Source organism: Nocardioides speluncae (assembly GCF_003121585.1).
Classification (GTDB): Bacteria; Actinomycetota; Actinomycetes; order Propionibacteriales; family Nocardioidaceae; genus Nocardioides; species Nocardioides speluncae.
The window spans coordinates 18,853-45,405 of sequence record NZ_QEOO01000051.1 but is presented as its reverse complement, the minus strand read 5'-3'; the positions used below and the strand labels follow the sequence as shown (position 1 = coordinate 45,405).

Annotated in this window: 26 protein-coding genes; 11 read left to right on the top strand and 15 right to left on the bottom strand. The window is 69.8% G+C overall.

Annotated elements, in window-relative coordinates; all coding sequences use genetic code 11:
- Positions 1–57 precede the first annotated feature (57 nt).
- Positions 58–708: a DcrB/PsbP domain-containing protein gene (locus tag DDV73_RS26810; protein WP_154402925.1), complete on the top strand. Its 651-nt coding sequence runs from the start codon at positions 58–60 to the stop codon at positions 706–708.
- Between the two features lie 20 nt (positions 709–728).
- On the opposite strand, the gene DDV73_RS28140 is transcribed toward DDV73_RS26810, so the two are convergent.
- The 9 genes from DDV73_RS28140 to DDV73_RS26765 all read right to left on the bottom strand — a co-directional run bounded on the left by DDV73_RS28140 (position 729) and on the right by DDV73_RS26765 (position 9,382).
- Entirely contained in the window at positions 729–1,832 is a 1,104-nt protein-coding gene (locus DDV73_RS28140; RefSeq protein ID WP_154402924.1) for a hypothetical protein, read from the bottom strand.
- A gap of 35 nt (positions 1,833–1,867) precedes the next feature.
- Positions 1,868–3,073 carry an acyl-CoA dehydrogenase family protein gene (locus DDV73_RS26800; protein ID WP_109510341.1) on the bottom strand — a complete coding sequence of 402 codons (1,206 nt, stop codon included), beginning with the start codon at positions 3,071–3,073 and terminating at the stop codon, positions 1,868–1,870.
- A 43-nt stretch (positions 3,074–3,116) separates the two neighbouring features.
- Positions 3,117–4,232, bottom strand: a complete 1,116-nt coding sequence (locus tag DDV73_RS26795) for a hypothetical protein (protein WP_109510340.1) — start codon at positions 4,230–4,232, stop codon at positions 3,117–3,119.
- Positions 4,233–4,234: 2 nt separating this feature from the next.
- On the bottom strand, positions 4,235–4,477 hold the full coding sequence (locus DDV73_RS26790) for a DUF6752 domain-containing protein (RefSeq protein ID WP_240617506.1): 243 nt from the start codon (positions 4,475–4,477) through the stop codon (positions 4,235–4,237).
- Positions 4,474–6,093 carry a class I SAM-dependent methyltransferase gene (locus DDV73_RS26785; RefSeq protein ID WP_154402923.1) on the bottom strand — a complete coding sequence of 540 codons (1,620 nt, stop codon included), beginning with the start codon at positions 6,091–6,093 and terminating at the stop codon, positions 4,474–4,476. Before DDV73_RS26785 ends, DDV73_RS26790 begins: the two co-directional genes overlap by 4 nt.
- A 49-nt stretch (positions 6,094–6,142) precedes the next feature.
- Positions 6,143–7,054, bottom strand: coding sequence for a PhzF family phenazine biosynthesis protein (locus DDV73_RS26780; RefSeq protein WP_109510337.1), 912 nt, complete (start codon positions 7,052–7,054; stop codon positions 6,143–6,145).
- Positions 7,055–7,170: 116 nt separating this feature from the next.
- Positions 7,171–8,205, bottom strand: a complete 1,035-nt coding sequence (locus DDV73_RS26775; RefSeq protein ID WP_206051122.1) for a glycosyltransferase family 2 protein — start codon at positions 8,203–8,205, stop codon at positions 7,171–7,173.
- Entirely contained in the window at positions 8,202–8,600 is a 399-nt protein-coding gene (locus DDV73_RS26770) for a DUF2304 domain-containing protein (protein ID WP_109510336.1), read from the bottom strand. Before DDV73_RS26770 ends, DDV73_RS26775 begins: the two co-directional genes overlap by 4 nt.
- Complete coding sequence (locus tag DDV73_RS26765; RefSeq protein WP_206051121.1) at positions 8,597–9,382, bottom strand: glycosyltransferase family 2 protein; 786 nt, start codon at positions 9,380–9,382, stop codon at positions 8,597–8,599. Before DDV73_RS26765 ends, DDV73_RS26770 begins: the two co-directional genes overlap by 4 nt.
- Before the next feature lie 87 nt (positions 9,383–9,469).
- Here DDV73_RS26765 and DDV73_RS26760 point away from each other — a divergent pair, with 87 nt between their 5' ends.
- The 4 genes from DDV73_RS26760 (at position 9,470) to DDV73_RS26745 (ending at position 14,509) form a co-directional block, all read left to right on the top strand.
- Complete coding sequence (locus DDV73_RS26760; protein ID WP_109510334.1) at positions 9,470–11,509, top strand: DUF6077 domain-containing protein; 2,040 nt, start codon at positions 9,470–9,472, stop codon at positions 11,507–11,509.
- A gap of 107 nt (positions 11,510–11,616) precedes the next feature.
- Positions 11,617–12,936, top strand: coding sequence for a phospholipase D-like domain-containing protein (locus tag DDV73_RS26755; protein ID WP_109510333.1), 1,320 nt, complete (start codon positions 11,617–11,619; stop codon positions 12,934–12,936).
- Positions 12,937–13,021: 85 nt separating this feature from the next.
- Positions 13,022–14,170 (top strand): Mrp/NBP35 family ATP-binding protein, encoded by a 1,149-nt coding sequence (locus DDV73_RS26750; protein ID WP_109510332.1) that lies wholly within the window; start codon positions 13,022–13,024, stop codon positions 14,168–14,170.
- Positions 14,171–14,173: 3 nt separating this feature from the next.
- Entirely contained in the window at positions 14,174–14,509 is a 336-nt protein-coding gene (locus tag DDV73_RS26745; RefSeq protein ID WP_109510331.1) for a sec-independent translocase, read from the top strand.
- Positions 14,510–14,521: 12 nt separating this feature from the next.
- Here DDV73_RS26745 and DDV73_RS26740 read toward each other — a convergent pair whose 3' ends face one another.
- Entirely contained in the window at positions 14,522–15,052 is a 531-nt protein-coding gene (locus DDV73_RS26740; protein WP_109510330.1) for a hypothetical protein, read from the bottom strand.
- Between the two features lie 159 nt (positions 15,053–15,211).
- On the opposite strand from DDV73_RS26740, the gene DDV73_RS26735 reads away from it, so the two are divergent.
- Together DDV73_RS26735 and DDV73_RS26730 are read left to right on the top strand one after the other, a co-directional pair.
- A complete protein-coding gene (locus tag DDV73_RS26735; RefSeq protein WP_161962544.1) occupies positions 15,212–15,856 on the top strand; it encodes a LysM peptidoglycan-binding domain-containing protein in 645 nt (214 codons plus the stop codon).
- Positions 15,856–16,365, top strand: coding sequence for an Rv3235 family protein (locus tag DDV73_RS26730; RefSeq protein ID WP_109510328.1), 510 nt, complete (start codon positions 15,856–15,858; stop codon positions 16,363–16,365). Before DDV73_RS26735 ends, DDV73_RS26730 begins: the two co-directional genes overlap by 1 nt.
- Positions 16,366–16,570: 205 nt before the next feature.
- Here the strand turns inward: DDV73_RS26730 and secA are convergent, their stop codons facing one another.
- Positions 16,571–19,417 carry a preprotein translocase subunit SecA gene (gene secA / locus DDV73_RS26725; RefSeq protein ID WP_109510327.1) on the bottom strand — a complete coding sequence of 949 codons (2,847 nt, stop codon included), beginning with the start codon at positions 19,415–19,417 and terminating at the stop codon, positions 16,571–16,573.
- A gap of 146 nt (positions 19,418–19,563) precedes the next feature.
- On the opposite strand from secA, the gene DDV73_RS26720 reads away from it, so the two are divergent.
- Complete coding sequence (locus DDV73_RS26720) at positions 19,564–20,139, top strand: Uma2 family endonuclease (RefSeq protein WP_206051120.1); 576 nt, start codon at positions 19,564–19,566, stop codon at positions 20,137–20,139.
- Between the two features lie 46 nt (positions 20,140–20,185).
- On the opposite strand, the gene DDV73_RS26715 is transcribed toward DDV73_RS26720, so the two are convergent.
- The 3 genes from DDV73_RS26715 to DDV73_RS26705 are packed head-to-tail and all read right to left on the bottom strand — an operon-like array spanning position 20,186 to position 22,080.
- The gene (locus DDV73_RS26715; RefSeq protein ID WP_109510325.1) at positions 20,186–20,593 is read right to left on the bottom strand and encodes a PIN domain-containing protein; all 408 of its coding nucleotides are present in this window, start codon (positions 20,591–20,593) and stop codon (positions 20,186–20,188) included.
- Entirely contained in the window at positions 20,593–20,865 is a 273-nt protein-coding gene (locus DDV73_RS26710; protein ID WP_109510501.1) for a CopG family transcriptional regulator, read from the bottom strand. Before DDV73_RS26710 ends, DDV73_RS26715 begins: the two co-directional genes overlap by 1 nt.
- Positions 20,866–20,883: 18 nt before the next feature.
- Complete coding sequence (locus tag DDV73_RS26705; protein WP_109510500.1) at positions 20,884–22,080, bottom strand: winged helix-turn-helix domain-containing protein; 1,197 nt, start codon at positions 22,078–22,080, stop codon at positions 20,884–20,886.
- A gap of 143 nt (positions 22,081–22,223) precedes the next feature.
- Between DDV73_RS26705 and DDV73_RS26700 the strand changes: the two genes are divergently transcribed.
- Genes DDV73_RS26700 through DDV73_RS26690 form a run of 3 tightly spaced genes read left to right on the top strand, consistent with a single transcriptional unit; the run spans position 22,224 to position 25,386 of the window.
- Positions 22,224–23,828: a GMC oxidoreductase gene (locus DDV73_RS26700; RefSeq protein ID WP_109510324.1), complete on the top strand. Its 1,605-nt coding sequence runs from the start codon at positions 22,224–22,226 to the stop codon at positions 23,826–23,828.
- Positions 23,825–24,898 carry an NAD(P)H-dependent amine dehydrogenase family protein gene (locus DDV73_RS26695; RefSeq protein ID WP_240617505.1) on the top strand — a complete coding sequence of 358 codons (1,074 nt, stop codon included), beginning with the start codon at positions 23,825–23,827 and terminating at the stop codon, positions 24,896–24,898. The genes DDV73_RS26700 and DDV73_RS26695 overlap by 4 nt, the downstream gene beginning before the upstream one ends.
- The gene (locus DDV73_RS26690; RefSeq protein WP_109510323.1) at positions 24,895–25,386 is read left to right on the top strand and encodes a carboxymuconolactone decarboxylase family protein; all 492 of its coding nucleotides are present in this window, start codon (positions 24,895–24,897) and stop codon (positions 25,384–25,386) included. Before DDV73_RS26695 ends, DDV73_RS26690 begins: the two co-directional genes overlap by 4 nt.
- Here the strand turns inward: DDV73_RS26690 and DDV73_RS26685 are convergent.
- Positions 25,329–26,540 carry an FAD-dependent oxidoreductase gene (locus tag DDV73_RS26685; RefSeq protein WP_206051119.1) on the bottom strand — a complete coding sequence of 404 codons (1,212 nt, stop codon included), beginning with the start codon at positions 26,538–26,540 and terminating at the stop codon, positions 25,329–25,331. The genes DDV73_RS26690 and DDV73_RS26685 overlap by 58 nt on opposite strands.
- Between the last annotated feature and the right edge of the window lie 13 nt (positions 26,541–26,553).

Genomic DNA, 26,553 nt, shown 5'->3' with positions numbered 1-26,553 from the left:
GGGCGAGTCGCCGTCGACTGTCGGGTAGGGTTCGATGGCCTAGGGGGATGCACAACAGTGAAAATCACGACACTTGTCGCGACGGTTGTCGCGGTCGGTTTGCTGTCCGCATGCGGCGGTGACAACGGGTCCAGCGACGACCGCACCGAGCGTCGCGCGGACGCCTCAGACTCCGCCGAGCCGACCACTGAACCGCCGACCAGTGAGCCGCCGATCACGGAGCTGCCGGCCGGCGACGGCTCGACCATCACCGGCAAGGGCTACTCGTTCACAGCGCCCGGTGGCTGGTCGGACCAGACCGCCCACTTCAAGAGGGTTCAGCCCGCCGTGGACAAGGCTGCCGCGGAGCCCAGGCCGAAGGAAGGCTTCGCCAACAACGTCAACGTGCTCGTAGTACCCGCCGGCCCGGACGCCGGCAAGTCACTGGACGAGCTGGCGCCGGCCCTGAGGTCGGGCCTGTCCCAGTTCGCTAACGACGTCAAGGTGCTTCCACGAACCGAGCTGGACGGCATCGAGGCGCACCGCCAGGCCGGCCGGGCGACTCTCTTCAAGAACGAGGTCGCCGTCGAGCAGATCGCCGTCATCGTCGGTGACGAGCTCTACAACATCACCGTGACCATGCGCATGAGCACTCCCGCAGCCGAGCGCAAGGCGGCAGCCGACGCCGTGATCGCATCGTGGCGCTGGCGCGACCCACCGACGGTCTAGGCAGGAGACCCGCTGCGGCTTCAGCCACCGCCCGGGAAGACCGCCGAGTTCGCAATGCCGCTGACCGCCACCGTGCACGTGTTGTCGGTGACGTCGCAGCGCACGATCGAGATCGGCCCGGGGTCCTGGAAGGCACCGGACCGGTCGACGTCGCTGCGCCGCGCCACCGAAAGCGCGATGACCGTGGGCGACTCCCAGCCGAGTGGGTACGTCGCCCCCTGGAGCGTGCGCGGCAAAGGTAGCTCGGCGATTCGGCCGTCGCGAGCCTGGACGAGGACCGGGTACGGGTGTCGATACTGCTCGGCCTCACGGAACCAGATGCTGGGTGAGTAGGCGCGGTGGCGGCCGTCGGGCGACCAGATGCCCGTGCTGGCGTTCAGCAGCTCGGCCACCGGCTGGAACGAGCCGTCGTCGCCGACCGTGCCGACCACGCCGGGCTCCTCGAACTCCTCGCGCTCGGAGTCTGGCTGTCCCGCTGCGGTCAGCCCGCCGGGCCAGGATCGGCCGCCCGCCGCGGCACCTGGCAGGCCGCTCACCTCGACCGGCTCCGAACCGGGCCGCCAGACGGTGATCTCCTGCAGCCCTTCGTTCCTGGCCCAGTAGACCCGGCCGTCGGTGTCGACGTGCACCGGCACCTTCGAGATCCGCTGCTCGACGCCCTCGGTCGGTCCTGGGCTCGGAAACAGCCGGCCGATCGCGCGGTCGAGCGCGATCCGGGCGATCTCACGGTTGGCGGTGAGGTCCCAGGCCACGACGTACTCGGTGCGCTCGTCCTCCACGTCGACCCAGGCGAGCGTGTTCCCGTCGGCCGACAGGACGGGGTCCCCTGCGATCTTGCCGGTCGGTAGCTCGACCAGGTCACCGTCGTGATCGACCTCGTACCAAGGCGGCCCGAGGTCGTTGCCGAGGACGATCGAGCCGCCGGCGTACACCAGCTCGTGGTTCTCCGCCGACAGCCGGACCGTCTTCTCGCCGACGTGGAGCAGGTTGCCTACGACGTACGGGACGGGATGCTGCGAGGCGTGCCGCGGCGCCTGATCCGACGCGTCGGGCGTGTCTGGTGCGCTACAGGCCACGGCTGCCATCACAGCAGCGGCGACCAGCACGCGGTTCGGTGTCGGCATACCACCTACACGCGCCGACGCACGCTGGGGTTGCTTCAGCCCTTGAGCTTGTAGTCCTCGACGACGCGGCGGCCGATGATCATCCGCTGGATCTCCGAGGTGCCCTCGCCGATCAGCAGCATCGGGGCCTCGCGGTAGAGCCGCTCGATCTCGTACTCCTTGGAGAAGCCGTAACCGCCGTGGATCCGGAACGACGACTCGACGACCTCGTTGCAGTACTCCGCGGCGAGGTACTTCGCCATCCCGGCCTCGAGGTCGTTGCGCTCGCCGGAGTCCTTCTTGCGGGCCGCGCGGACCATCATCTGGTGGGCGGCCTCGACCTTGGTCGCCATCTCCGCGACGCGGAACAGGATCGCCTGGTGGTCGATGATCTTCTTGCCGAAGGTCTGCCGCTGCTGGGCGTACTCCACACCGAGCTCGAACGCCCGGTTGGCGACGCCGACCGCACGCGAAGCGACATTCACGCGGCCGACCTCGACGCCGTCCATCATCTGGTAGAAGCCGCGGCCCTTGCCCTTCTCGCCACCCAGGATCTGGTCGGCCGAGATCTGGTGGCCCTCGAACACCATCTCGGTGGTGTCGACGCCCTTGTAGCCCATCTTGTCGATCTTGCCGGGGATGGTGACGCCCTGGGCGGTCTCACCGAAGCCCTCGGTCTTCTCGACCAGGAACGTGGTCATGTTCTTATAGACGCTGTCGGCACCCTCGTCGGTCTTGACCAGTACAGCGACCAGGTTGGACGAGCCCCCGTTGGTCAGCCACATCTTCTGGCCGGTGATCGAGTACGTCGACTCGTCCACCTTCGTCGCCTTGGTGGTGATCGCCGAGACGTCGGAGCCGAGCGCCGGCTCGGACATCGAGAACGCGCCGCGCACCTCGCCGGTCGCCATCCGCGGCAGGTACTTCTGCTTCTGCTCCTCGGTGCCGTGCTGGAGCAGCATGTAGGCGACGATGAAGTGGGTGTTGATGATGCCCGACACGCTCATCCAGCCGCGGGCGATCTCCTCGACCACGAGGGCGTAGGTCAGCAGTGACTCGCCGAGACCGCCGTACTCCTCGGGGATCATCAGCCCGAAGATGCCGAGCTCCTTCATGCCCTCGACGATCTCGGTCGGGTACTCGTCCTTGTGCTCGAGCTCGGTCGCGACCGGGATGATCTGCTCCTCCACGAACTGGCGGACCAGCTTGAGGATCTCCTCCTGCTCGTCAGTGAGGCCTTCGGTCTCGCAGAGGCGACCCATGAAAGTGTCCTTCCGGAAGTGACTGGTGAGCGGGGGAAGTGTATTACCGCGGCGTACGCCGGAGCCTCATGACGCTGGTCACGCTGCGGCGCTGCCGACCCGCCTTCTCCGCGTGCGGAGCCGGCTCCGCAGGCTGCTCGGCGGCCTCGCTCGCCTCCCGTACGTCGCGCATCAGCCGGGCGACTGTGGCGATCGCCACATCGGCGATCTCGGCATCGGTCACCGACGACGGGTGCCGCCGCGGCTCCAGCTCGTCGGGCACGAGCAGCGCGTCGAGGTCACCGACCACGTCGTACCCCTCGGCGACGATCCGGTCGACGGCCGCGCGGCCGCGGGCCCGGCAGTCGGCGACCTGGTCCTCGCCGGGCCAGAACCGCTCGCCATCGCGGGGCACCAGCCGCTCGTCGGCGAGGAAGGTGCGGATCCACACGCCGCGCTCGTGCGGGGTGTCGAAGCCACGCAGCTGCTCGTTGATCCGGCGCAGCGTCTCGGCCTCGACCAGCCCCATCGACTCGTTCGGGAAGCTGCCCGAGGTGTCGGCCAGATCCGGGTCCACCCCGAGTACGGCGCAGAGCCGGGCCCACAGCTCGGTGCGTGGCGAGCCGGGCGGCGGAGCGGCGATCACGTGCACCCGCTCGGGCGGGACGGCACTCCCCCAGCGCTCCAGCACCAGCCCGAGGTCCAGCGCTCGCCAGTCCCAGATCTTCTGCGGGTCGTCGGACACGCCGCGGCCGTACTGGTCGATCGGGATCGTGCCCTGGTTCTTCAGCGACTCCTGCCAGCTCGACGTGAACAGCCCGAGCGGCTCGCGCGCGGTGACGACGACGTGGACGTCGGCCGGAGCCAGCTCCGCGACCATTCGCGCCGCCTGCTCCTGGGTCGCCGAGCAGAAGAACTCGTGGCTGACGACCCCGTCGCCGTCCCACGCCTCCAACTCGCGGCGTACCACCTGCCACGACTCGCGGGCCCGCGGGTCGCGTACCCCGATCTTGGGGTCCTCGCGCACCACCAGCGACGACCAGAGGTGGTCGCGGCGCTGGCGGCCGGGCACCAGCAGCCCGGCGTCGCGGAGCGCGGGCCGGTTCTGCCAGAGGATCGTCTGCAGGTAGGTGGTGCCGGTCTTCGGCAGCCCGATGTGCAGGTAGACGCGCGCCGCCACTGTCAGCTCAGGCGGTCGGTGTAGCGCTCCATGAGCTCGGCGATCCGGTCGTTGTCGCGCTGTGCGACCGGGAGCAGCAGCTCCTGGACGACGTCGGTAAGCTCGGCCAGCCGCAGGTTCAGCTGACGGCACTCCTGCACCTCGGCCTCGAGCTCGGTGACCCGCGCCGCCAGCCGGGACACGTCGTTGCGCTCGGCACGCATCTCCCGCACTCGGGCGGCGCCCTGTACGAGTCGTTCCTTCATCTCACCCATTCGACCACCAATCGACACACGCGTCGCCTTTGCCCACCCTGGTCGTGAGCCTTGTCCAGATCCATGTCCGCCGTCTCGAGCTCGGTGCGGCTCACCACCCGCGCGCCGGTGCCCTCGAGCTCGGCGATCACCAGCTCCGGAGACACCTTGTGCAGCAAGAACTGCTGCGCCCACGCGTCGTCGGCCGCCGAGCGGGTGAGGAACTCCAGGTAGAGCCTGCCACCACCGCTGAGGGCCATCTTCGCCAGCCGCCACAGGTACTGACGCGGGATCCCTCCGGTGGCGTCCACGAAGTGCCGGGCCATCAGCGCCCGCGGGCCGGGCATCTCGGCAATCCGCGCGCCCCAGCTAAGGGTGTGCCGCAGCTCCAGCAGATTTGCCCGGTGGTAGGTCACGGGGAGGTCGTTGCGCTCTGCTCGCTGGGCGAGGAACTCGTAGCCGTTGCTCGTGAAGTCCAGCCCGAGCGCCTGGCGGCCCTGCTTGGCCAGCCACAGCGCGTCGCTGCCGCGGCCGCAACCGATGTCGACGACGAAGGCGTCCGCCGGCTCCTGCTCGTGCAGGTACGTCGCCAGCACGTTCGGGCGGGAGCGCGGCTGCTTGTAGCGCGTGCCTTGGTACTTGCGTCCCCACTCCTGGCGCCCCTGGCGGGCACCGCGGAACCAGCCGTCGAGGCGGCGGTGCGTCGAGCCCGGCGTCTCGTACTGGAACGCCGGGTCGGGAACCCGCCAGGACTGGCCGTACGTCGCGGCCAGGAACCGGTCGGTGTCGGCGGGCGCCGGCAGCTCGCGCCCCTCGAGCGTGGTGGTGCCGAGCGGGAAGATCCACTCGCGCTCGAACGGCGTCCGGATCTCACCCATCAGCACCAGGTGGCCGGCCTGCATGAAGCCGCCGAACACGTCCAGCCCACGGGCCGAGCCGTCGCTCTCGCTGACGATGACCTTGAAGGCGGCGCCGCTGTAGCGGTGCACCGGGTAGCCCATGTCGACCAGCTTGCGCTCGATCGCGAACGACTCACGGCTGACGTCGACCGGGTGCTCATGCTGGCTGACGTAGCCGATGTCGGCGTCGCTGTCGTGGCCGATCAGCTTGCCGTCGCGGACCGCGCCGAGCAGGGTGCCGTAGGCGGGGAAGGCGTCGATCCCGGCCTTCTTCAGCGCGGCCAGCACCTCTTCGAGGGCGTCCAGCAGCGGCGCCACCTGGTCGGTGCTGCGGGTCTCGAAGGTCTGCATCAGCTTGCCGGACTTGTCGATGCCGAGCGGCTTGCCGGCGGCGTTGACGACGGCGATCCGCTGGTCCGACGTACCGAACCGGACCTCTTCGGCGAACAGCACCACCTCGTCGAGGTGCTGCTGGACGGTCAGCTCGGTGACGCCGTCGAGGAACTTCGGCAGGCCCTTCGGCCAGGGCACCAGATAGTCGTCGGTCGGCTTGCGGTACTTGCCGTCGCGCTGGATCCAGAACGACCAGATCCGTCGCCCGTCGAAGAGCACGTCGAGGATGACCTCGTCCGTCGCCCGGGCCGCGATCCCGGTGTTGTCCACCAGGACACGCGAGACGCCGGTCTCCGCATCCGACACACCAGCCCCCTTGACCTTCGACAACTGCACAGCAGAGCCTCCCACACCGGCCCTAGTGTCAAGGGCCGGGGCGCGAAACTTAGGCGACGTGTCCTCCGGAGCCGGACATGTCGGGCGGTACGGCGATCTCGCCGCGGCCGACGTGGTGCACCCCACCGGCGACGTGACACTCGGTCGCGCGGCCAGCGACGGCGTCGACCCGCCCGCTGAGCCGGGACGGACGGCCGAGCTCGACGCCCTGGGTGATCTCGTAGCGGCCGCCGTCGGGCAGCAGACCGGCGGCGACCAGAGCCATGCCGAGGCCGGCGGCCGCCGACCCGGTGGCCGGGTCCTCCGGCACCGACAGCTCCGGGACGAACACCCGCGACCGGACCGTCAGCTCCGGCGCGGTGCCGCTGACCGAGAACAGGTTGATCCCGTCGAACGGGTCCTGCAGCGGCCCGACTGCCTCGGTAAACCGGCTGACCGGGCGCCGAGCCGGCTCCGCACGGCCGATGGCGTCGGCCCGCACCGGCAGGTGCAGGAAGTTCAGCCCGGCGCCGGCGACGTACGCCGCGCCGTCATGGTCGTCGGCGCTCAGCCCGAGGTCGCCGAGCACCTCCTCCACGATCTCGTCGGAGACCGGCGCCGACAGGTCCCGCGGCGTGGCCGAGAGCTCGACCCGGTCGCCGTCGAAGCGCACCTTGATCTGCCCGGCGCCGCAGTGCTGCACGGCGCCGTCCGGCCCGAGCGCGCCCGCCGACCGCAGTACCCAAGCCGTGCCGAGCGTCGGGTGGCCGGCGAACGGGATCTCCCCGGCCGGCGTGAAGATGCGGACGTCGTACTCCCCCGCGCCCCGCGGCGTCGGGAACGTGGTCTCTGAAAGGTTGAACTCACTCGCGATCGCGTGCAGCTGCGCGACGCTGAGGTGCGCGGCGTCGTGCACCACCGCGAGCTGGTTGCCCGCGAAGGGCCGGTCGGTGAACACGTCGACGAGGTCGTATCTCAGCACCCACCCAACCTAGTGGTGGGCCGCAGGCCGAATGGTGCCCGGCCGCCGGATAGTCCAGAACGTTTGACATCACCTTCGGCCGAAAGATGATGCCAAACGTTCTGGACTATCCCGGCCTAGCGGATGAGGAGGCGCCGGGCAGCGGACCAGTAGGCGCGGGAGCCGTAGCGCAGGGGGGCGGGGGCGGCGATGCCGGTGGAGTCGCCGGGGGCGAAGTCGCCGGTGAGCAGTGGGAGTACGCCGGCGTCGGGGACGGTGCGGGCGGCCTGGACCTCGGTCCGGCGGCTGCGGACGACGTCACGGTTGCGCAGCAGCCAGCGCCAGCCGGCGACCTTCTGCCGCCACCAGCCACCGCGTGCGGCCACCGCGAGCATCGCCAGCTCCAGTCCGAGCAGGGCGGGCAGGATCACCAGCAACGTCCGGCGTTCGAAGAGCGTTAGCAGCAGGAAGAGCCGGTTGCGCTCCAGCAGGTAGAACTTCTGGTCGTTGCGCGAGAACTCGTAGCGGTGCAGGACCACCGCCTCGGGTACGTACACGACCCGCCAGCCGCGCTGCCAGCAGCGCAGGCTCAGCTCGGCGTCCTCGCAGTAGGCGAACATCGGCTCGCAGAAGCCGCCGAGCTCGGCGTACCGGTCGGCGCGGCAGACCACCGCGGCGCCGGTGGCGGAGGCGACGTCGACGGACTTCGCGTGGGCGCTCGCCGGCTCGCCCAGGCCGCCGGCCCAGCTCAGGCCCGAGAAGTGGATCGGGTTGCCGGCCGAGTTCATCACCTCGGGCTCGTCGTACAACCGGAGCGAGCCGCTGGCCAGCCCGACGCCGTCGTCGGCCGCGACCCGCGCCAGCGCGGCGATCGCGTCGGGCCGGACCACGGCATCGCCGTTGACGAACGCCAGGAAGACCCCGGTCGCCTGCTTCGCGCCGACGTTGCAGCCGCCGGCGAAGCCGGTGTTCGAACCGGGGTTCACCACGGTCACGCCCGGCTCGTCGGCCAGGATCCTGACCGCGTCGGACGTGCATCCGTTGTCGACGAGTACGACGTCCGCCGAGACACCGGTCGACGCGAGCACCGCCCGCACCGCCTCCACCAGCACCGGCTCGTCACCCCAGGCCAGCATCACCGCGGTCACCCGCGGGAGGGTCTCGTCGGTCACTCGGACCCGTCCTCGACCGGTTCGCCGTCGGCCTGCTGAGCCTTCTGGGACTCCGTCTGGGACTGCTCGAAGTCGAGCCGGAGCAGGCCCACCTCCTCGGCCAGGGTCCGGCAGCGCTCCTCCAGCCGACCCAGCTCGTGGCTGTGCTGCAGGGTCAGCCCGAGCAGCAGCAGCGAGGCGAGGAAGAAGAGCAGGTTCGACGGCACCTTCACGCCGACCAGGTCGGCCAGCCCGAAGAGCACCCCGGGCACCACCGCCACCACGATCGCGCTGACCGCGATCACGAACCAGATCACGGCGTACTTCTCGCGCAGCCGGTGCCGGCGCAGCATCTCGAACAGCACCACCATGATCACGACCGCGCCGGTCAGGCCCAGGATCGTCGTCGCGCTCATGCCCGGCCTGCCTTCCCGGCGGGACCGATGCCGAGGTCTGCGGGTGCGTGCTCCAGGGCGGCCGGCCAGCGGCGTACCAGGGCCAGGCCGAGAGCGACCACCGCACGGCCGAGGTAGACCGCGGCTCGCACCGGCGTCTGGCTGGCCTGGCCGGCGGCGCGGACCCGCATCTCGACCGGCTCCTGGGTGACCGTGCAGCCGGTGCGCAGGGCGATCACCAGGGACTCGACGGTGTCACCGAGGTACTCGGCCGGGTAGTGGGCCGCGAAGACAGTGATCGCCCGGGTGTTGGCGGCCCGGAAGCCGGAGGTGACGTCGGTGAGCCGGGTCTTGGCGAGCCGGCTCAGCGTGCGCGCCAGCAGCACCATCGCCCACCGGCGCGGGCCGCGCACCTGGTAGGGGTCGCCCTTGTGCGCGAAGCGGGCGCCGACCACCACGTCCGCGTCGACCAGCCGGGCCAGCAGCTTGGGGAGGTAGCGCGGGTCGTGCTGTCCGTCGGCGTCGATCTGTACGGCGACGTCGTACCCGTTGCGCAGCGCGTAGCGGTAGCCCGCCCGCATCGCTCCACCGACGCCAAGATTGAAGGGGAGCTGGCAGACCAGCGCACCCGCCGCGGACGCGCGTGCGGCGGTGTCGTCGTCGGATCCGTCGTCGACCACGAGGATGTCCACGCCCGGGTTGGTCTCGAGGATCTCCGCGATCGTCTCGGCCACCGAGTCGCGCTCGTTCCACGCCGGCATCACCACCAGAACCCGCGCGGTTAGACGGCTGGGGTGGGGCATGCGGGCATACTACCCACGCGTGTGTCAATCGGAGAGCGGCGCTATCACCCACCACACAGACAGCCAGCTGACACCAGGGGATCCGTTTTGAGCGTCACCAAGCTCCGCGCCGGGCTCGACGGTGCGATGGACGCGATCGTGCTCTCGCTCGCCCTCTGGACCCTGCTCTACTGCCTGGGTCTGGCCACCCAGTGGTCGCTGTGGCCGAGCGGCTGGCTGTGGCTGGTCGCCACGGTTACCCTCCTCGCCTGGCGGGTGCGGGCCGAGACAAGCGCAGCAGGCGACCTTGGTTTCGAGACGGTTGCTGCGCAACCTCCTCAACCGGCGGCCGACGGGACCTCTCCCCGCCTCCCCCTCTTGTGCGCCGGCATCGCGCTGGCCGCGGTCGGCGCGGTGGCCGGGCTGTTCTGGAGCAAGAGCGCGTTCCCGGCCGCCTGGGGCGCGGCCACCGTGGCCGTCGCCCTGCTCACCGCATGGATCTGGCTGCGGCTGCGCGCGACCGGCGCCGAGACCGAGCCGCCGCTCGGCGTACCCGAGCCGCGCCCCGACGATGGCGGCCTCTGGGCGCACCTCGGCGTACTCGCAATCAGCGCCGGGCTCGCCGTCTCCGCCCTGTTCATCCACCTCGAGGACGGTGACGACGCCTACTACGTCAACCGCTCGGTCTGGGTGGCCGAGCACGGCAACGCCGCGATCAGGGACACCATGTTCGGCGCGGAGGAGTACATCTCGCCGTACGGCGGCGGCATCCCGATCGCGTCCATCGAGGCGCAGATCGGCGTGGTCGCACACATGCTCGGCATCCGCGCGGGCACTGCCACCTACCTGATCGCCGGCCCGGTCTTCTCGCTGCTGGCCGGCTGGGCGATCTGGCGGCTGGTGCGGGCGTGGGCGCCGCGCCGCGTCTTCCTCGTGTACGCCGCGTCGATCGCGTTCCTGATGCTCAGCGGCGACTCGACGCTCGGCAACTTCTGGATCGTCCGGATGTGGCAGGGCAAGGTGATGGCGATCTGCTTCCTGATGCCGCTGATCTGGGCCTACGTCACCGATGTGGTCGAGTCACGTCGCGCAGCCGCGGACCGGACAGAGTGGTGGCCGGTCTTCATGCTGCTCGCCGCCGGCACCGCGTTCTTCGGTCTAACCCCGACCGCGGTCGTCTGGGGCCCGCTAATGAGCACCGCGATCCTGCTGGCCGCGCTCCTGGTCCGCTCCGGCCAACTCGCGATCGCTTCCGGCGCGCTCGCAGTAGGGCCGGTGTTGAGCGGGACCGCGGTGATCGTCTTCTCGTCCGACGTCGGCGGCAAGGACCCTGCCAAGGAGACGCTGACTGCGTACGAGTCGTTCGTGCGGGTGCTCGGGGAGACCAACCCGATGGTGGCAGTGTCGCTGCTCGGGCTCGCGGTGGCGCCGCTGCTGGTCCGGTTCGGTACGCCGACGCTGGTCGCCGGCTCCTCGGCGCTGGCCAGCATGGCGATCTTCGCGCCCGGCATCATGCCGCTCGCCAACGCGGTCACCGGGTCTGGCCCGATCCTGTGGCGGATGCTGTTCTGCGCGCCGATCCCGGTGCTGGTCGGGCTGCTGGCGAGCGCTCCGGCGCCTGCCTGGCTGCCGCGCGGCCGCCTCGTACCTGCCCTCGCGGGCGTCGCCCTGCTCTCCGGTCTCGCCCTCGGAGGCCGGCCGATCTGGGCCTACACCGATCACGTCGGACCGGTCTGGGTCGACACCCGGCCGCAGTGGAAGATGAACAGGTCGGCCCGCGACGACGTCGCGCTTCTTGTCGACCAGGGCGTACGTGGCGACGTGCTCCTGCCGCCGCGGCAGATGAGGGCGCTGGCGATGTACTCCACCCGGGCGTTTCCCATCGTGCCGGACGACTGGTTCATCGACAACATCGGCGAGCCGCAGGCCAAGACCGAGGCCCGCCAGCTGCTGTTCCGGGTCGCCGAGGGCGACAACCGGAACCCCTCGATCCCGGCCGTACGGCGCTCGCTCGAGCTGCTGGGGGTGGACGTCGCTTGCGTTGGCAGCGGCCCGAACGGCCCCCGAATCCTCGCGGTGTACAAGCGCGCTGGATACGGTCAGGAGCGTCGCTACGGCGCGCTACGCTGTGTGACACCTCAGCAATGACGCCCACGATCTGGGGGTTGGGCGTCTCATCCGGGTGACCATTCCCCGGGCCAGGTCGTTGTACCTTGGTCCCGGTACTGCGCCGATCTACACGGGGGCATCACGTCTTGCGCACGTTCAAGGTAGTTGCTGGTTTCGTCCTGCTCGCGATCCTGACCACGATGTTGGGCTCGGCCAACGCCGGTTCGTCACCGGCGCCAGCCGCCCAGGCCGCGCCGTACACGCCGAAGGCAGGGGTGATCTTCAACGACCCGACCATCCCCCACCGGCGCCACGACGTCCTGGACCACATCGTCCGCAGCATCCGCAGCACGCCCAAGGGCGCCAAGATCCGGTTCGCGAGCTGGAACTTCGATGCCATGCGGGCGGCCGACGCGCTGATCGACGCCCACAAGCGCGGGGTCTCGGTGCAGGTCGTGGTGTCCGGGACAATCGCTACCGAGTCGTTCACCAAGCTCCAGCGGCGGCTGGCGGGTCCGCCCCGGAGGACCGGCGAGAAGCGCAGCTTCGCTCGGCGCTGCCGGCACTCCTGCCGCGGCGGCAGCACCGGCACCATGCACACCAAGGTTCTGCTGTTCAGCAAGGTCGGCCGAGTCCCGAACGTGGTGATGTTCGGCTCCGCCAACCTGACCATCCTGGCCGGCAGGCGGCAGTGGAACGACTGGCGCACACTTACCCGCGCCGGCCAGGCCTACGACCGCCTCTACGACCTGTTCCGGCAGCTCCGCGCCGACGAGCCGCGCGACCAGCCGTGGAAGGTGATGAGCTGGGACAACCACGGCGCGTGGGCGTTCCCCGCCATTGGAGTGCGGCCCGGGCCGATCGACCGGCACTTCAAGGCGGTGAAGTGCGTGGGCGTGACCGGCGGTGCCGGCAACGGCCACGGCCGGACCAAAATCCGGGCGGCGATCGCCGGCGTCTTCGACGAGTACGGCGTGACCGTAGCCAAGGCGCTGCGCGATCTGTGGGACCGCGGCTGCGACGTCAAGCTCGTCTACGGCGTAATGGGCAACAGCATCGCGCGGATCCTCCACGACCCGTCCGGCCGCGGCCCGATCCCGACCCGCGAGCTGACCGACGACCCCGAGGGCGACGGCGAGCTGGAGCTCTACCTGCACACCAAGTACTTCACGATCAACGGCGTGTACGGCGACAAGACCAACGCCCGGGTGGTCTTCAACGGCAGCCCGAACTGGAGCGTCCGCGCCCTCCGTGGCGACGAGATCCTGGTCCGCACCAACAGCGCCCGGGCGCTGGTCGGCATCTACAACGGCCACTTCGAGCGGCTGTTCAGGTCGCCGTACGCCCACGACCGGACCACCTCGCCGGAGGAGCTGGTCCGCGGCTTCCCGGGCCACGAGAAGATGGCTCGACTTGCCCGGCAGCGCGGCTCCGACCCGGCGTCGTCGGTTGAGCAGGACTGGTGAGGCGGGCCCTGCCTCACGCGACGTGAGGTAGGGCACCACGCCCTCGGGCGGGTGTGTGCGCATTCACCGATTACCCTTGGTACCCATGAGCACCCCCACTCTCGAGCAGGTCAACGCTGCCTTGGCGACGGTGAACGACCCCGAGATCAAGCAGCCGATCACCGACCTCGGCATGGTCGACTCCGTCGACATCGAGGACGACGGCCGGGTCCGGGTCAAGGTGCTGCTGACCGTCGCCGGGTGCCCGCTCAAGGACACCATCAACCGCGAGGTCACAGCAGCCGTCTCCGGCGTAGCCGGCGTGACCGGTGTGGAGCTCGAGCTGGGCGTGATGACCGCCGAGCAGCGCGCCGGCCTCAAGGACCGGCTCGGCCGCGGCGGTGCCGCGCAGCGCGAGATCCCGTTCGCCCAGCCTGGCTCACTGACCAAGGTCTACGCGATCGCCAGCGGCAAGGGCGGGGTCGGCAAGTCCTCGGTCACGGTCAACCTGGCGCTGGCGATGGCCGCACAGGGCCGCCGCGTCGGCATCGTGGACGCCGACATCTACGGCCACTCGATCCCGGCCATGCTCGGCGTCGGCGATTCCCGGCCGACCCAGGTCGACGACCTGATCATGCCGGTGCCGACCCCGTCCGGCGTCTCGGTGATCTCGATCGGCATGCTCAAGCCGCGCCGCGACCAGGTCGTCGCCTGGCGTGGCCCGATGCTCGACCGGGCGCTGGTTCAGATGCTCTCCGACGTCTTCTGGGGCGACCTCGACGTGCTCCTGCTCGACCTGCCGCCCGGCACCGGCGACGTGGCGATCTCGCTCGGCCAGCACCTCCCGAACGCCGAGGTGGTCGTGGTGACTACGCCGCAGGAGGCCGCCGCCGAGGTCGCTGAGCGCGCCGGCACGATGGCCTCGATGATGCACCAGCGGGTGGTCGGCGTCGTGGAGAACATGAGCTACCTGACCCTGCCCGACGGCTCCACCATGGAGGTGTTCGGCTCCGGCGGCGGCGACCGGGTCGCCACCACTCTGAGCCAGCGCTTCGGGTACGACGTACCCGTGCTCGGCCGGGTGCCGCTGGACCCCTCACTGCGCGAGGGCGGCGACAGCGGCAAGCCGATCGTGGAGTCGGACCCGACCGCACCGGCCGCGGAGGAGCTGGTCAAGATCGCAACCGCCCTCGGTGGCCGCGGACGTGGTCTGGCCGGGATGCAACTCGGTCTCACCCCATCCAGTAAGTTCTAGCCCGTGTTCGGAGTCGGGCTCGCGGAGATGGCGGTCATCGCCTTTGTGGCGGTGCTCGTCTTCGGCCCGGACCGGCTCCCGGACTTCGCCCGCCAGGCGGGCCGCTTCCTGCGCGGGGTGCGCAACTACGCCAACGCCGCCCGCGACGAGCTGCGCACCGAGCTCGGCCCGGAGTTCGCCGACCTGGAGCTGCGCGACCTCGACCCGCGAACCATCGTCCGCAAGCACATCATCGACGCGATGAACGACGATGACGACGCTCCTGTCGCGCCCAAGCGCCCGGGCCTCCGCCCGCTCGAGGACGGCGAGCTTCCGCCGTACGACGTCGACGCTACGTAGCAGAAACGCGCGCTAACGCTGCTGGACGGCCGCGATCGCGTCGAAGGCGAACAGCATCACCGTGTCGCTGCCGGTGACGGCCTCGACGAAGTCCCGGCCGACGCGCCGGACCAGTACGTCGTGTGCGCTGCCGTCGACCAGCCGAAGGTGACAACGCTCCCGGGCTGAGGCGATCCGGCGCAGGGTGGAGCCGAACCCCAGCCTGGTGACCCGCGGCCAGGCAGCCTCGGGAAGAGAGCGCTCGGAGGCGCCACGGACCGCGCTGACGGCGGTCAGCCGGACGATCCAGGACTGCGCCCCGCTCTCGAGCAGGCACCAGCCGTCACCGACCCGCTGCAGGGTGCCGCGCACCAGGCCGACACCGAGCACCTCGAGCCCGACCTCGCTGTCACGTGAGGCCATCAGCCGGCTGGCGAGGGTGACCTGCTGGTACTCGGTCTGGCCCCGATCCTCGATCTCAAGCACGCGTTCCGCGTGGTAAAGCCCCTCCGCTTGGGACTCCAGATCGTCGAACAGCGCAAACAACTGTTCTTCCCAGCCCATGCAGCCAACCTTTTCATACCCCGCGGGCGTTCCTTCTGTAAGAGCAAACGACAGACAGCACTCGCTAACCAACGTTACAGTTCGCAAATAGCATCAAACGAAAGGTACAGAGGGATGACGGGGGAAAGTTCTGGGGCATCGCTCGGCAGATGCCTCCTGGTGTGGACCACGGTGTCGGTGGCCGTTCTCGGCCTCCTCACCTATCTCGCCGGCGATCTCGGTTGGGCCTGGTCACTGCTGACCGGCGCCGACCGCGCCACCATCCAGTTCGACACGGTGCTCGCGCTCACCGCGTCGGTCAGCCTCGCCGGCTGTGCGGTGTGGTTCTGGCTGGTCAGCTCGGCCGTCGTGATCGAGGCGGCCAGCGGCTCGGCGCCGCGCCTCGGCGGCGGCGTTCCGTGTCCGGCGTACCTGCGCCGCCTCCTGCTCGGCTGCTGCGGTGCTGCACTCGCCGGCGGGCTGAGCGCGCCGGGCTTCGCCGTACCGGTCGACATCGACTCCGGTCGCACCGATCGCACCGTGATCGGCGGCCTGCCGCTGCCCGACCGCGCGACGTCCGACCAGGCATGGGAGGCGGCACCCATGCCCGCACACCCTCGCCACCCGTCGTCCGTGCTGGTGCAGCCCGGCGACTCACTGTGGCAGATCGCCGAGCGACACCTGCCCGCCGCCGCATCCGACGCCGTGGTCGGCGAGCGGGTGCACCAGCTGTACGCCGCCAACCGCGACCTGATCGGCGCCGACCCCGACCTGATTCACCCCGGACTTCACCTCGAGCTGCCCCACGACCGGAAGGACTCCTGATGTCTTCGTACGACGCCAACGTGACCCGCCTCCGGGTGCCCGTCCCGCTCGCCGGCGTGCAGGGCACGCTCGCCCTGGAGATGCTGCCGCAGGTCGACCCGCCCGAGGGCGGACCGATCGCGCCGGTCACCGACATCGGCGAGGTCCCCGCGCGGGTGCGCCGCGAGTTCGAACGGCAGGCCTGGCACCAGATCCAGCGGACCACCGAGGTCATCTGCGGCGACCGCCCGGTGACGCAGCTGGTCCGCTGGACCTCGAAGCCGGTCTACGACCAGATCAACCACCGCGCGCAGGTCGTTGCGCGAGCCGGGGCGCACGAGGCGGGCTTCGGCCGCGGCCGCCGACCGGTGGTGACCCCCAAGGTGCAGAGCATCCACACCTGCTTCGTCACCCCAGCCATCGCCGAGGTCAGCCTCCGGATCCGGTACGGCGCCCGCTCCCGCTGCATCGCCGCCCGCTTCGAGCTCACCAACAACAGCTGGGTCTGCACCGAGATGATCTTCGGATAACTACAAGCAGGATTGCCCGCTAGCTGAGCAGCCACGCCAGCGACGGGGTGGCCGGAGGTGCCGGGCGGCGTCAAGCGGCTTGGCCGCGGCGCCCGCAGCGGCGCCGGACCACAGCGGACGCCACCGGGCGACGCGCCGCCGCAGCGCCCGGCACCTCCGGCCGCCGCGGCGCGGGCCTGACAGACCCGCCTGCTGAGAAGAAGAACTACCCGTTGACCCGCGTCGTCAGCCCCGTCGGCCCACCGGGCGCCCCGTGGCACTTCTTGTACTTCTTGCCGGAGCCGCAGGGGCAGAGGGCGTTGCGGCCGACGTTGGCGTACGGGTCGTCGGCGTTGCTGACGGTGGTGGAGCCGGTGACCTCGGCCTCGCCGTCCTCGCTGGGGGCGGAGTAGGAGAGGTTCTGCGGCGTCTTGGGAGCCTCCAGACCCTTCGCGCGGATCTGCGGCGCCTCCTTGCTCAGGGACGCGGGAGCCTGCACCTGGTCGAGGGGCGCCGAGAGCGCATCCTGGGGCTCCTCGATCACCTCGCCGGCGACGATCTCCACGCTCGGCTCCTCCTCGACCTGGACGTCGAGGTTGAACAGGAAGCCGACCGCCTCCTCCTTGATGCCGTCCATGATCGCGGCGAACATGTCGAAGCCCTCGCGCTGGTACTCGACCAGCGGGTCGCGCTGCGAGTACGCACGCAGGCCGATGCCCTCGCGCAGGTAGTCCATCTCATAGAGGTGCTCGCGCCACTTGCGGTCGAGCACCGACAGCACCACGCGCCGCTCCAGCTCGCGGGCCACCTCCTCGCCGACCTCGGCCTCCCGCCTGTCGTAGGCCTCGTGCGCGTCCTTCTTGAGGATGTCGATCAGCTTGTCGCGCGACAGGTTGGCGCGGCCGCCGGCTTCCTTCTCGATCGTCTCGTGGCTGAGCCCGATCGGGTAGATCTGGCCGAGCGAGGTCCACAGCGCCTCGAAGTCCCACTCCTCGGCGAACCCCTCGGTGGCACCGGTGACGTAGCCGGTCACCACGTCATCGATGAAGGTGCGGATCTGCTCCTCGAGGTCGGCGCCCTCGAGCACTTGGCGGCGCTCTCCGTAGATGACCTCGCGCTGGCGGTTCATGACGTCGTCGTACTTGAGGACGTTCTTGCGGGAGTCGAAGTTCTGCGACTCGACCTGGCCCTGGGCGTTGGCGATCGCGCCGGTGACCCGCTTGTTCTCGATCGGTACGTCGTCCGGCACCTTGAGCACCTGCAGGACCCGGTCGACCCAGTCGGACTTGAACAGCCGCATCAGCTCGTCCTCGAGGGACAGGTAGAACCGCGACTCACCCGGGTCACCCTGACGGCCGGAACGACCGCGCAGCTGGTTGTCGATCCGGCGCGACTCGTGGCGCTCGGTGCCGACGACGTACAGACCGCCGGCGTCCTTCACCTCGTCGTGCTCCGCGGCGACCTGGGTCTTGATCTGCTCGAGCGTCTCGGGCCAGGCGGCTTCGTACTCCGCCGCGGTCTCGCCGGACGGCTCGAGGCCCTTCTTGCGAAGCTCGGCGTCGGCGAGGAACTCGATGGAGCCACCGAGCATGATGTCAGTGCCTCGACCGGCCATGTTGGTGGCCACGGTGACCGCGCCCTTGTGGCCGGCCAGCGCGACGATCTTGGCCTCCTCGGCGTGCACCTTGGCGTTGAGAACCGAGTGCGGGATGCCCTTCTTCTTCATCAGCCCGGACAGCAGCTCGGACTTCTCCACCGAGACCGTGCCGACCAGGATCGGCTGGCCCTTCTGGTGCCGCTCGGCGATGTCCTCGACGACGGCCAGGTACTTGGCCTCCTCGGTGCGGTAGACCAGGTCCGCCTGGTCGATCCGGATCATCGGCTTGTTGGTGGGGATCGGGACCACGCCGAGGGAGTAGATCTTGTCGAACTCCGACGCCTCGGTCATGGCGGTACCGGTCATGCCGCCGAGCTTCTCGTAGAGCCGGAAGTAGTTCTGCAGGGTGACGGTGGCCAGCGTCTGGTACTCCTCGCGGACCTGGACGCCCTCCTTGGCCTCGATCGCCTGGTGCAGGCCGTCGTTGTAGCGACGACCGGAGAGCATGCGGCCGGTGTGCTCGTCGACGATCATCACCTCGCCGTTCATGACGACGTACTCCTTGTCGTTGCGGAACAGCTCCTTGGCCTTGATGGAGTTGTTCATGAACGAGATGAGCGGGGTGTTGACCGAGTCGTAGAGGTTCTCGATGCCGAGGTGGTCCTCGACCTTGGTGATGCCGGGCTCGAGCACCGAGATCGTGCGCTTCTTCTCGTCGACCTCGTAGTCGACGTCGATGGTGAGCTTCTTCGCGATCCGGGCGAACTCGTCGTACCAGTGGACCTCGTCCTGGGTCGGGCCGGAGATGATCAGCGGGGTCCGCGCCTCGTCGATCAGGATCGAGTCGACCTCGTCGACGATCGCGTAGTGGTGGCCGCGCTGGACGCAGTCCTCGATCGTGGAGGCCATGTTGTCGCGCAGGTAGTCGAAGCCGAGCTCGTTGTTGGTGCCGTACGTGATGTCGCAGGCGTAGGCCTCGCGACGCTCGGCGGGCGACATCTGCGGCAGGATCACGCCGACGGTCAGGCCGAGGAAGTGGTGAATGCGGCCCATCCACTCCGCGTGGTACTTGGCCAGGTAGTCGTTGACGGTGACGACGTGGACGCCCTTGCCGGTGAGCGCGTTGAGGTACGTCGGCGCGGTGGCGACCAGCGTCTTGCCCTCACCGGTCTTCATCTCGGCGATGTTGCCCTTGTGCAGCGCGGCGCCGCCCATCAGCTGGACGTCGTAGTGGCGCTGGCCGATGACCCGCTTGGCGGCCTCGCGGACGGTGGCGAACGCCTCCGGCATCAACTCGTCGAGCGACTCGCCCTTCGTCAGCCGCTCCTTGAACTCGCCGGTCATCGCCTGCAGCTCGGCGTCGCTCATCTTGACGAAGTCGTCCTCGATGGCGTTCACGGCCTTGGCAACGGCCTCGAGCTCACGGACGATCTTGCCCTCGCCGATGCGAAGGATCTTGTCGAGAATGGCAGGCACGAGCGTGGTCTCCTGAGACTTGTAAGAAGATGCGGGGCAATGCTACCCAGCGGGCGGTCGATCCCCGTTTTCGACGCCGCAGGCGAGCCTACCCGCCTGCGGCCGAGCGGAGGCTATCCGGCACCTGCTTGCCGTACGCTGGAACGGTGAGCACCCAGGCCTCGATCGAGTTGCCGCGCCGCCGCTTCACCGTCGCCGAGTACGAAGCGATGGCGCGGACCGGTGTGCTGCGCGAGGACGACCGGGTGGAGCTGCTTGACGGAGAGATTGTTGTGATGACGCCCATCGGGCCGCCACATGCTGGCGTTGTCAAGAGGCTGAACCGCCTGCTCGTTACCGCCCTGGGCGAAGCCGCGATCGTAGGCGTGCAAGATCCACTGCGGCTGTCTGCACACTCCGAGCCTGAGCCAGACCTGGTCGTCGCCCGCCCGCGGTCCGACGACTACACGGCCGGGCACCCGGGCCCGGACGACGCCCTTCTGGTGATCGAGGTGGCGGACTCGTCTCTCGCGGTCGACCGCGGCGTCAAGGTGCCTTTGTACGCCGCCGCCGGCATCACCGAGGTCTGGCTGGTCGACCTCGCGGGCGCGGCCGTACACGTCCACCGCGCGCCCGCAGGCTCGGCCTACACCGAGATTCAGACGCTGCGCCGCGGCGACACCGTCACACCGCTCGCGTTCCCCGACCTCGCCGTCGAGCTCACCGCGATCCTCGGCGACTAGAGCACCTGCGAGAGGCGGTGCCAGGTCGCGCTGGCAAGGCTTCCGGCTAGGGCTGAATCGGGGCGATCGTGACCCGGTCGGTCTGGGCGGCGAGAGCCGACAGGTCCGTCACATCGACAGTGGCGACGACCGCCCCGCCGGCAAGGTCGGCGACGGCCACCAAGAACGCGTCGATCGCCAACTCCGAGCCGGACCCGGCCGCGCCGAGCAGTTGTCCTGCCCGAACCCCGACGCGCGAGTCCACGGGGTGAACCGTCACCCGCTCGCGCCTGAGGCCACTGAAGACAGCAGCGTCGGCAGATCGACCCCGAACCACCTCGGCGAGCACCGCGGAGACGGTGGCGACTGAGTACTCACGGTCCCGCGCCTGTGCGATCAAGGCGCGAACGCGGTCACGCCGAACGGCCGGGCCATGGGCGACCGCCGACAGTGCCTCGCTGTCGAGAAGCAGCATCAGACGGCCTCACGGCCGGCAGCGGCAGGCTTGCCCACTTCCCAGCTGTCGAAGATCTGCGCCGCCCACTCCAGGGTCTCCTGAGGCACGGCCCCATGCTTCTCCTCCATCTCGGCCAGCCATTCGTCCACGGCGGCCATGTGTCGGAGATGAGCAAGGTGCTTGGCGACAGCAGCATCGATGGTCGAGGACAGACTCCGGGACCCGACCAGCGAGCGCAGCGCCGCGAGGCTCTCGGCATCGAGCGTCAACGTGACCTTCTCCTTTGCCATGGCCATATAATAGTACTTCTATACCATCGCAGCCAGCGCGGGCGCGAGGTCGCCGCGGGGCTCGACCACGACATCGTCGAGGTCGAGCCAGCCGGCCAGGTCGCGCAGCTCCTCGGCCAGCTCCGGGACCGTCTCGGGCGGTGCGTGCTCCTCGGCGTACGCCCCGCGGACCAGCAGCCGCCGGCCGGGGCGGTCGGCCTTGAGGTCGACCCGGCCCACGATCTGGTCGCCGAGCAGGAACGGCAGCACGTAATAGCCGTAGATCCGCTTGTCCGGCGGCGTGTAGATCTCGATCCGGTAGTGGAAGTCGAACAGCTGCTCGGCGCGGGTCCGCTCCCAGCAGATCGGGTCGAACGGGCTGAGCAGCGCGCGCGCCCGGACCCGGCGCGGTAGCCGCGCGTCACGATGCAGGTACGCCGGTCGCGCCCAGCCGTCGATCCGCACCGGGATCAGCTCGCCGGACTCGACCAGGTCGTCGATGGCTGGCTTCACCGCGGCCACCGACTGCCGGTAGTAGTCGCGCAGGCACTGGATCGTGGCCACCCCGTGGGAGGCGGCCGCACGCCGCACCAGCTCTCGGTCGGCGTCCGCGACGCTGGGCGTGGGCCGCTCGAGGATCTCGCGCGGCAGCACCCGCTCGGGCACGTCGTACAGCACCTCGAACTGGCTGTTGCGGCCGGCGATCGCCAGGTCGCCGACCATGTAGAGGAAGTCGAGCGTCTTCCGGCTGTCGGACCAGTTCCAGCCCCAGTGCTTCTTGTCCCTCGGCGCGCCACCGCCGAGGTGCGACTCGAGCTCGCGCGCGGTGCTCGCGCCCAGCTCGCGGACCGCGGCGAGCACCTTCTCGTCGAGTTCGACGTTGATCGCCTTCACCCACTTGCCGCGCTCGGGACGGTACGACGCCATCCGGTGCTGCATCACCGGCCAGAGGTCGACCGGCATGAACGCCTGGACGTGCGCCCAGTACTCCACGAGCTTGCGCGGCGACTTCTCCGAGGCCCGGGTCAGCATGCTGACGTCGTACGGGCCCATCCGCGAGAACAGCGGCATGTAGTGGGCGCGCTGCAGCACGTTGACCGAGTCGACCTGGAGCACACCGGTGCGGGTGAGCGTGCGGTTGAAGGTCCGCATCGTCGGCGTGGTGTGTCGTGGATCGAGGAAGCCCTGCGCGGCCAGAGCCACCCGCCGCGCCTGCGCCCGGGACAGTGTCTGCATGACCGAGACGCTATCCGGCGCCACCGACATTCGGTCACCACGAGATTTGTCAGGCGTCCGGGTCAATTGACCAGTGACAACCGTCACACTCCCCGCTATAACTTGTTCTATAACGTGTTCTACTTCTTGGGAGGGGAGTAGCGATGACCGATGACCTGTCTCGCCGCGGATTCTTGGTCGGAGCCAGCGCCACCCTCGGCCTGGCCCTACTTCCGGACCGCGCCACCGCAACAACAGCCACGACCGCTGCGATTCAGGACGCCGTCCACGTCCCGGCTCTGGTGATCGGCTCCGGGTACGGCGGCTCGGTGACGGCGCTGCGGCTGGCCGAGGCCGGAGTCGACGTACAGCTGGTCGAGCTCGGCATGGCCTGGGACACCCCCGGCGCCGACGGCAAGATCTTCTGCAAGACCACCGCACCCGACCACCGGTCGTTCTGGCTGCGCACCCGCACCAAGCAGCCGATCAGCCACTTCCTGGGCGCCTCGATCGACCGGGACATCCCGCGGCACACCGGGATCCTGGACGCCGAGGAGTTCGGCGGCATCACCGTCTACCAGGGCCGCGGCCTCGGCGGCGGCTCGCTGGTCAACGGCGGCATGTCGGTGACCCCGCTGCGTTCCCGGTTCGCCCAGATCCTGCCGACCGTCGACCCGGACGAGATGTACGGCGTCTACTACCCGCGCGCCAACGCGGGACTCGGCGTCGCGCTGGTCGACCCGGCGTGGTGGGAGGCGGCGCCGGCGTACCAGTTCAGCCGGGTCGGCCGGAAGCACGCCCAGCGCTCCGGCTTCCCGTGGCTGTTCGTGCCGAACGTCTACGACTGGGACTACATGCGGCGCGAGGCGGCCGGCGAGGTGCCGAAGTCGGCGCTGGACCAGGAGATCCTGTTCGGCAACAACGCCGGCAAGAAGTCACTACAGAAGACCTATCTCGCCCGGGCCGCGGCCACCGGCCGGGTCACTGTCTCGACCCTGCACCGGGTCACGTCCGTGCGTCCCGCGGCCGGCGGCGGGTACGCCGTGACCATCGAGCAGCTCGACACCTCGGGCGCCGTGGTCACCACCAAGGAGGTCGTCGCCGACAAGGTCTTCTTCGCCGCCGGCAGCGTCGGCACCAGCAAGCTGCTCACCCAGCTCAAGGCGACCGGCGTGCTGCCAGCCCTCAACGACGAGGTCGGCAAGAACTGGGGCGACAACGGCAATGTGATGTGCGGACGCGCCAACCACATGTGGGACCCGACCGGCGCCCTCCAGTCGACGATCCCGACTCTCGGCATCGACAACTGGGACGCCGGCGGCGCCTTCGCCGAGGTCGCGCCGCTGCCGACCGGCATCGAGACCTACGCGTCGTTCTACCTGTCGATCACCAAGACCAGCCAGCGCGCGCAGTTCAGCTGGAACCCGACCACCAGCAAGGTCGACCTGAACTGGCAGACCGCGTGGAAGCAGACCTCGATCAACGCCGCGAAGACGATCTTCGACAAGATCAACAGCAGGGAGGGCACGATCTACCGCACCGACCTGTTCGGCAGCTACAAGATCTGGGGCGACGGGCTCACCTACCACCCGCTCGGCGGCGCTGTGCTCGGCAAGGCCACCGACAACTACGGCCGGCTCTCGGGCTACCCCGGCCTCTACGTCATGGACGGCGCGCTGATTCCCGGCGCCGCCACCGTCAACCCGTACGTCACCATCACCGCGCTCGCGGAGCGCAACATCGCCAAGATCCTGGAGGCTGATCTGTGACCATCCCCACCGCTGTCTGGGGCACCGGCAACGTCGGCCGCGCCGCGATCCGCGCGGTGCACGCCAACCCGCAACTCGAGCTGGTCGCGGTCGTGGTCCGCAACCCGGAGCTGGTCGGCCGTGACGCCGGCGAGATCGCGGACCTCGGGCGGTCGCTCGGCGTGGCCGCCACCGACGATCTCACCGCGGTGCTGACGGCCGGACCGCGCGCACTGGTGTACGCCGTGACCGGCGACGGCCGCGAGCAGGACGCCTTCACCGACGTACTCCGGGCCGTCGAGGTGGGGTGCGTCGTGGTGACTCCTTCGCTCTACGCGCTGTACGACCCGCGTAACGCGGCGCCGGAGACGCTGGAGCCGCTGCAGGCGGCAGTCGAGCAGGGCGGCGGGTCGCTGTTCGTGTCCGGCGTCGACCCGGGCTGGGGCAACGACGTACTCCCGGCGCTGATCACTGGCGTGGCGAGTGAGATCGACCTGGTCCGCTGCCAGGAGATCTTCGACTACTCGACGTACGACGCCCCCGACTCGGTGCGCTACCTGATCGGCATGGGTCAGCCGATGGACTACGAGCCGCTGATGACCGCGCCCACCATCCCGACCATGGTCTGGGGCGGGCAGGTGCGGATGATCGCCCGGGCGCTCGGCGTGGAGGTCGAGGAGATCCGCGAGACGGTGGCTCGGCTGCCGCTGGAGAAGACGGTGACCACCGAGCTGATGGGCGAGTTCGAGGCCGGCACCCAGGGTGCGATCCGGTTCGAGGTGCAGGGCATCGTCGACGGCGAGCCGCGGATCGTGATCGAGCACGTCACCCGGATTCACCCGAGCTGCGCCCCCGACTGGCCGCAGCCCTACAACGGCGTCGGCGCGCACCGGGTGATCCTCGAGGGCAGGCCCCGGATCGAGGTCACCCTGGAGGCGACCGACGAGGGCGGCAACGCCGCAGCGGGCGGCAACGCCACCGCAGTCGGCCGCCTGGTCAACGCCATCGACTGGCTGGTCGACGCCAAGCCGGGCGTGTACGACGCCTTCGACGTCCCGCTGCGACCGGCGACAGGAAGACTGGGCTCATGATCATCGACGTACCCGACGGCAAGGACCCGATCGGCTGGGTGTGGGGCGACCTGGTGCCCGGCATCGGCCCGGCCGCCGCCAACCTCGCCCTCAACGTCTACTCCCACAGCACGCTCGGGCTGCGCGAGTTCGAGGCCGCGCGGCTGCGGATCGCGCAGGTCAACGGCTGTCTGTTCTGCCTGGACTGGCGCACCGACCGCGACGGCGAGAAGGTCGAGGAGAGCTTCGCCGACGCCGTACTCGACTGGCGGACGACGCCGGACTTCGACGACCGCACCCGGCTGGCCGCCGAGTACGCCGAGCGGTACGCGCTGGACCACCACGCCCTGGACGAGGACTTCTGGGCGCGGATGAAGCAGCACTACTCCGAGCGGGACATCGTCGAGCTCACGATGTGCCTGGGCTCGTGGCTGGCGTTCGGGCGGCTCAATCACGTGCTCGGACTCGATGCCGCGTGCGTGCTGCCGTCGTCGGTCCAGTCGAGGTGAAAGTCGTAGACCCAGTTCTGGGCGTTACCGGCCAGCCGCACGACGACCGGAAGCATCAGGTCGCGTAGCACCCGCGACAGACCGGTCGCGGCCTTGCTGCTGTTGACCCGCGCGGCCTGCTTGATGATCTTCTCGACGCGGGGTCGCCGGAGCGCCTCGAACCTGGCCAGCGCGCTCGCGCGATCCGGCTGGTCACGCAGGCTCTGGGCCAGCACCACCGCGTCCTCGATCGACAGCGAGGCGCCCTGACCCGAGCTCGGGGACGGCGCGTGCGCGGCATCGCCCAGCACCACCATCCGGTCGTTGTGCCAGGCCGGCAGGTGGGCGAGCGTGTGCATCGGGGTGGCGGTGACGATCTGCTCGCTGGCCGCGACCAGCTCGGCTGCCGGGCCCTCGTCGTCGGCGAACAGGTCGCCGAGGGTACGCCGCCACTCGTCCGCGCCGATCGCCTCGACCTCACCGCGGGCCGGCTCGTCCGGTCGCGGCACATTGGCGAACCACCAGACCTCGTCGTCCGGCGCCACGGCGTACCCGAAGAAGCCGCGGCGGCCGAAGATCATCTGGTAGCTCCCCGGCTCGGCGTCGACCGCGACGCCACGGGCGTAGCCGCCGAGACCCACCAGCCCGGTGTACGACGGAGCCGGCGCGGCCGGGTCGATCAGGGTCCGGACCACCGAGTGCAGACCGTCACAGCCGACCAGAAGGTCGCCGTACTCCTCGGAGCCGTCGGCGAACCTCGCGACCACGCCGTCGCCGGACGGCCTCGCGTCCACCAGCCGCTTGCCACCCTCGATCCGCAGTCCGCGCTCGACCGCCTCGGCCCGCAGGGCGGCGTACAGGTCGGAGCGGCGCATGGTCCGGCTGGTGGTGCCGTCGGCAAGCTCGGTGCCGACCCGGCTGACACCGAGCGGCTTGCCCGTGTAGCTGCGTAGGTGGATGCCCGGCGTCGGGAAGCCCGTTGCCAGCGCCTTGCGGTCCGCGCCGAGGGTGCGCAGCGCGTCGATGCCGTTTGAGCCGAGCGTGAGGAACACGCCGAGGCCCTCGGCGGATGCGGCGTACTGCTCGAACACGACCGGCTCCAGGCCGGCCTTCTGAAGCGCAATGGCGGTTGCCGGTCCGGCGATCCCGCCTCCGATGATCAATGCTTTCGTCATAGTCATAATATGA

Bases quoted from the DNA above. Each gene is read 5' to 3' on its own strand.
- DDV73_RS26740 (WP_109510330.1), bottom strand. From the start codon at position 15,052: ATGGGCTGGGAAGAACAGTTGTTTGCGCTGTTCGACGATCTGGAGTCC.
- DDV73_RS28140 (WP_154402924.1), bottom strand. From the start codon at position 1,832: ATGCCGACACCGAACCGCGTGCTGGTCGCCGCTGCTGTGATGGCAGCC.
- DDV73_RS26750 (WP_109510332.1), top strand. From the start codon at position 13,022: ATGAGCACCCCCACTCTCGAGCAGGTCAACGCTGCCTTGGCGACGGTG.
- DDV73_RS26710 (WP_109510501.1), bottom strand. From the start codon at position 20,865: ATGGCAAAGGAGAAGGTCACGTTGACGCTCGATGCCGAGAGCCTCGCG.
- DDV73_RS26790 (WP_240617506.1), bottom strand. From the start codon at position 4,477: ATGAAGGAACGACTCGTACAGGGCGCCGCCCGAGTGCGGGAGATGCGT.
- DDV73_RS26765 (WP_206051121.1), bottom strand. From the start codon at position 9,382: ATGCCCCACCCCAGCCGTCTAACCGCGCGGGTTCTGGTGGTGATGCCG.
- DDV73_RS26685 (WP_206051119.1), bottom strand. From the start codon at position 26,540: ATGACGAAAGCATTGATCATCGGAGGCGGGATCGCCGGACCGGCAACC.
- DDV73_RS26700 (WP_109510324.1), top strand. From the start codon at position 22,224: ATGACCGATGACCTGTCTCGCCGCGGATTCTTGGTCGGAGCCAGCGCC.
- DDV73_RS26690 (WP_109510323.1), top strand. From the start codon at position 24,895: ATGATCATCGACGTACCCGACGGCAAGGACCCGATCGGCTGGGTGTGG.
- DDV73_RS26730 (WP_109510328.1), top strand. From the start codon at position 15,856: ATGTCTTCGTACGACGCCAACGTGACCCGCCTCCGGGTGCCCGTCCCG.
- DDV73_RS26705 (WP_109510500.1), bottom strand. From the start codon at position 22,080: ATGCAGACACTGTCCCGGGCGCAGGCGCGGCGGGTGGCTCTGGCCGCG.
- DDV73_RS26800 (WP_109510341.1), bottom strand. From the start codon at position 3,073: ATGGGTCGCCTCTGCGAGACCGAAGGCCTCACTGACGAGCAGGAGGAG.
- DDV73_RS26770 (WP_109510336.1), bottom strand. From the start codon at position 8,600: ATGAGCGCGACGACGATCCTGGGCCTGACCGGCGCGGTCGTGATCATG.
- DDV73_RS26715 (WP_109510325.1), bottom strand. From the start codon at position 20,593: ATGCTGCTTCTCGACAGCGAGGCACTGTCGGCGGTCGCCCATGGCCCG.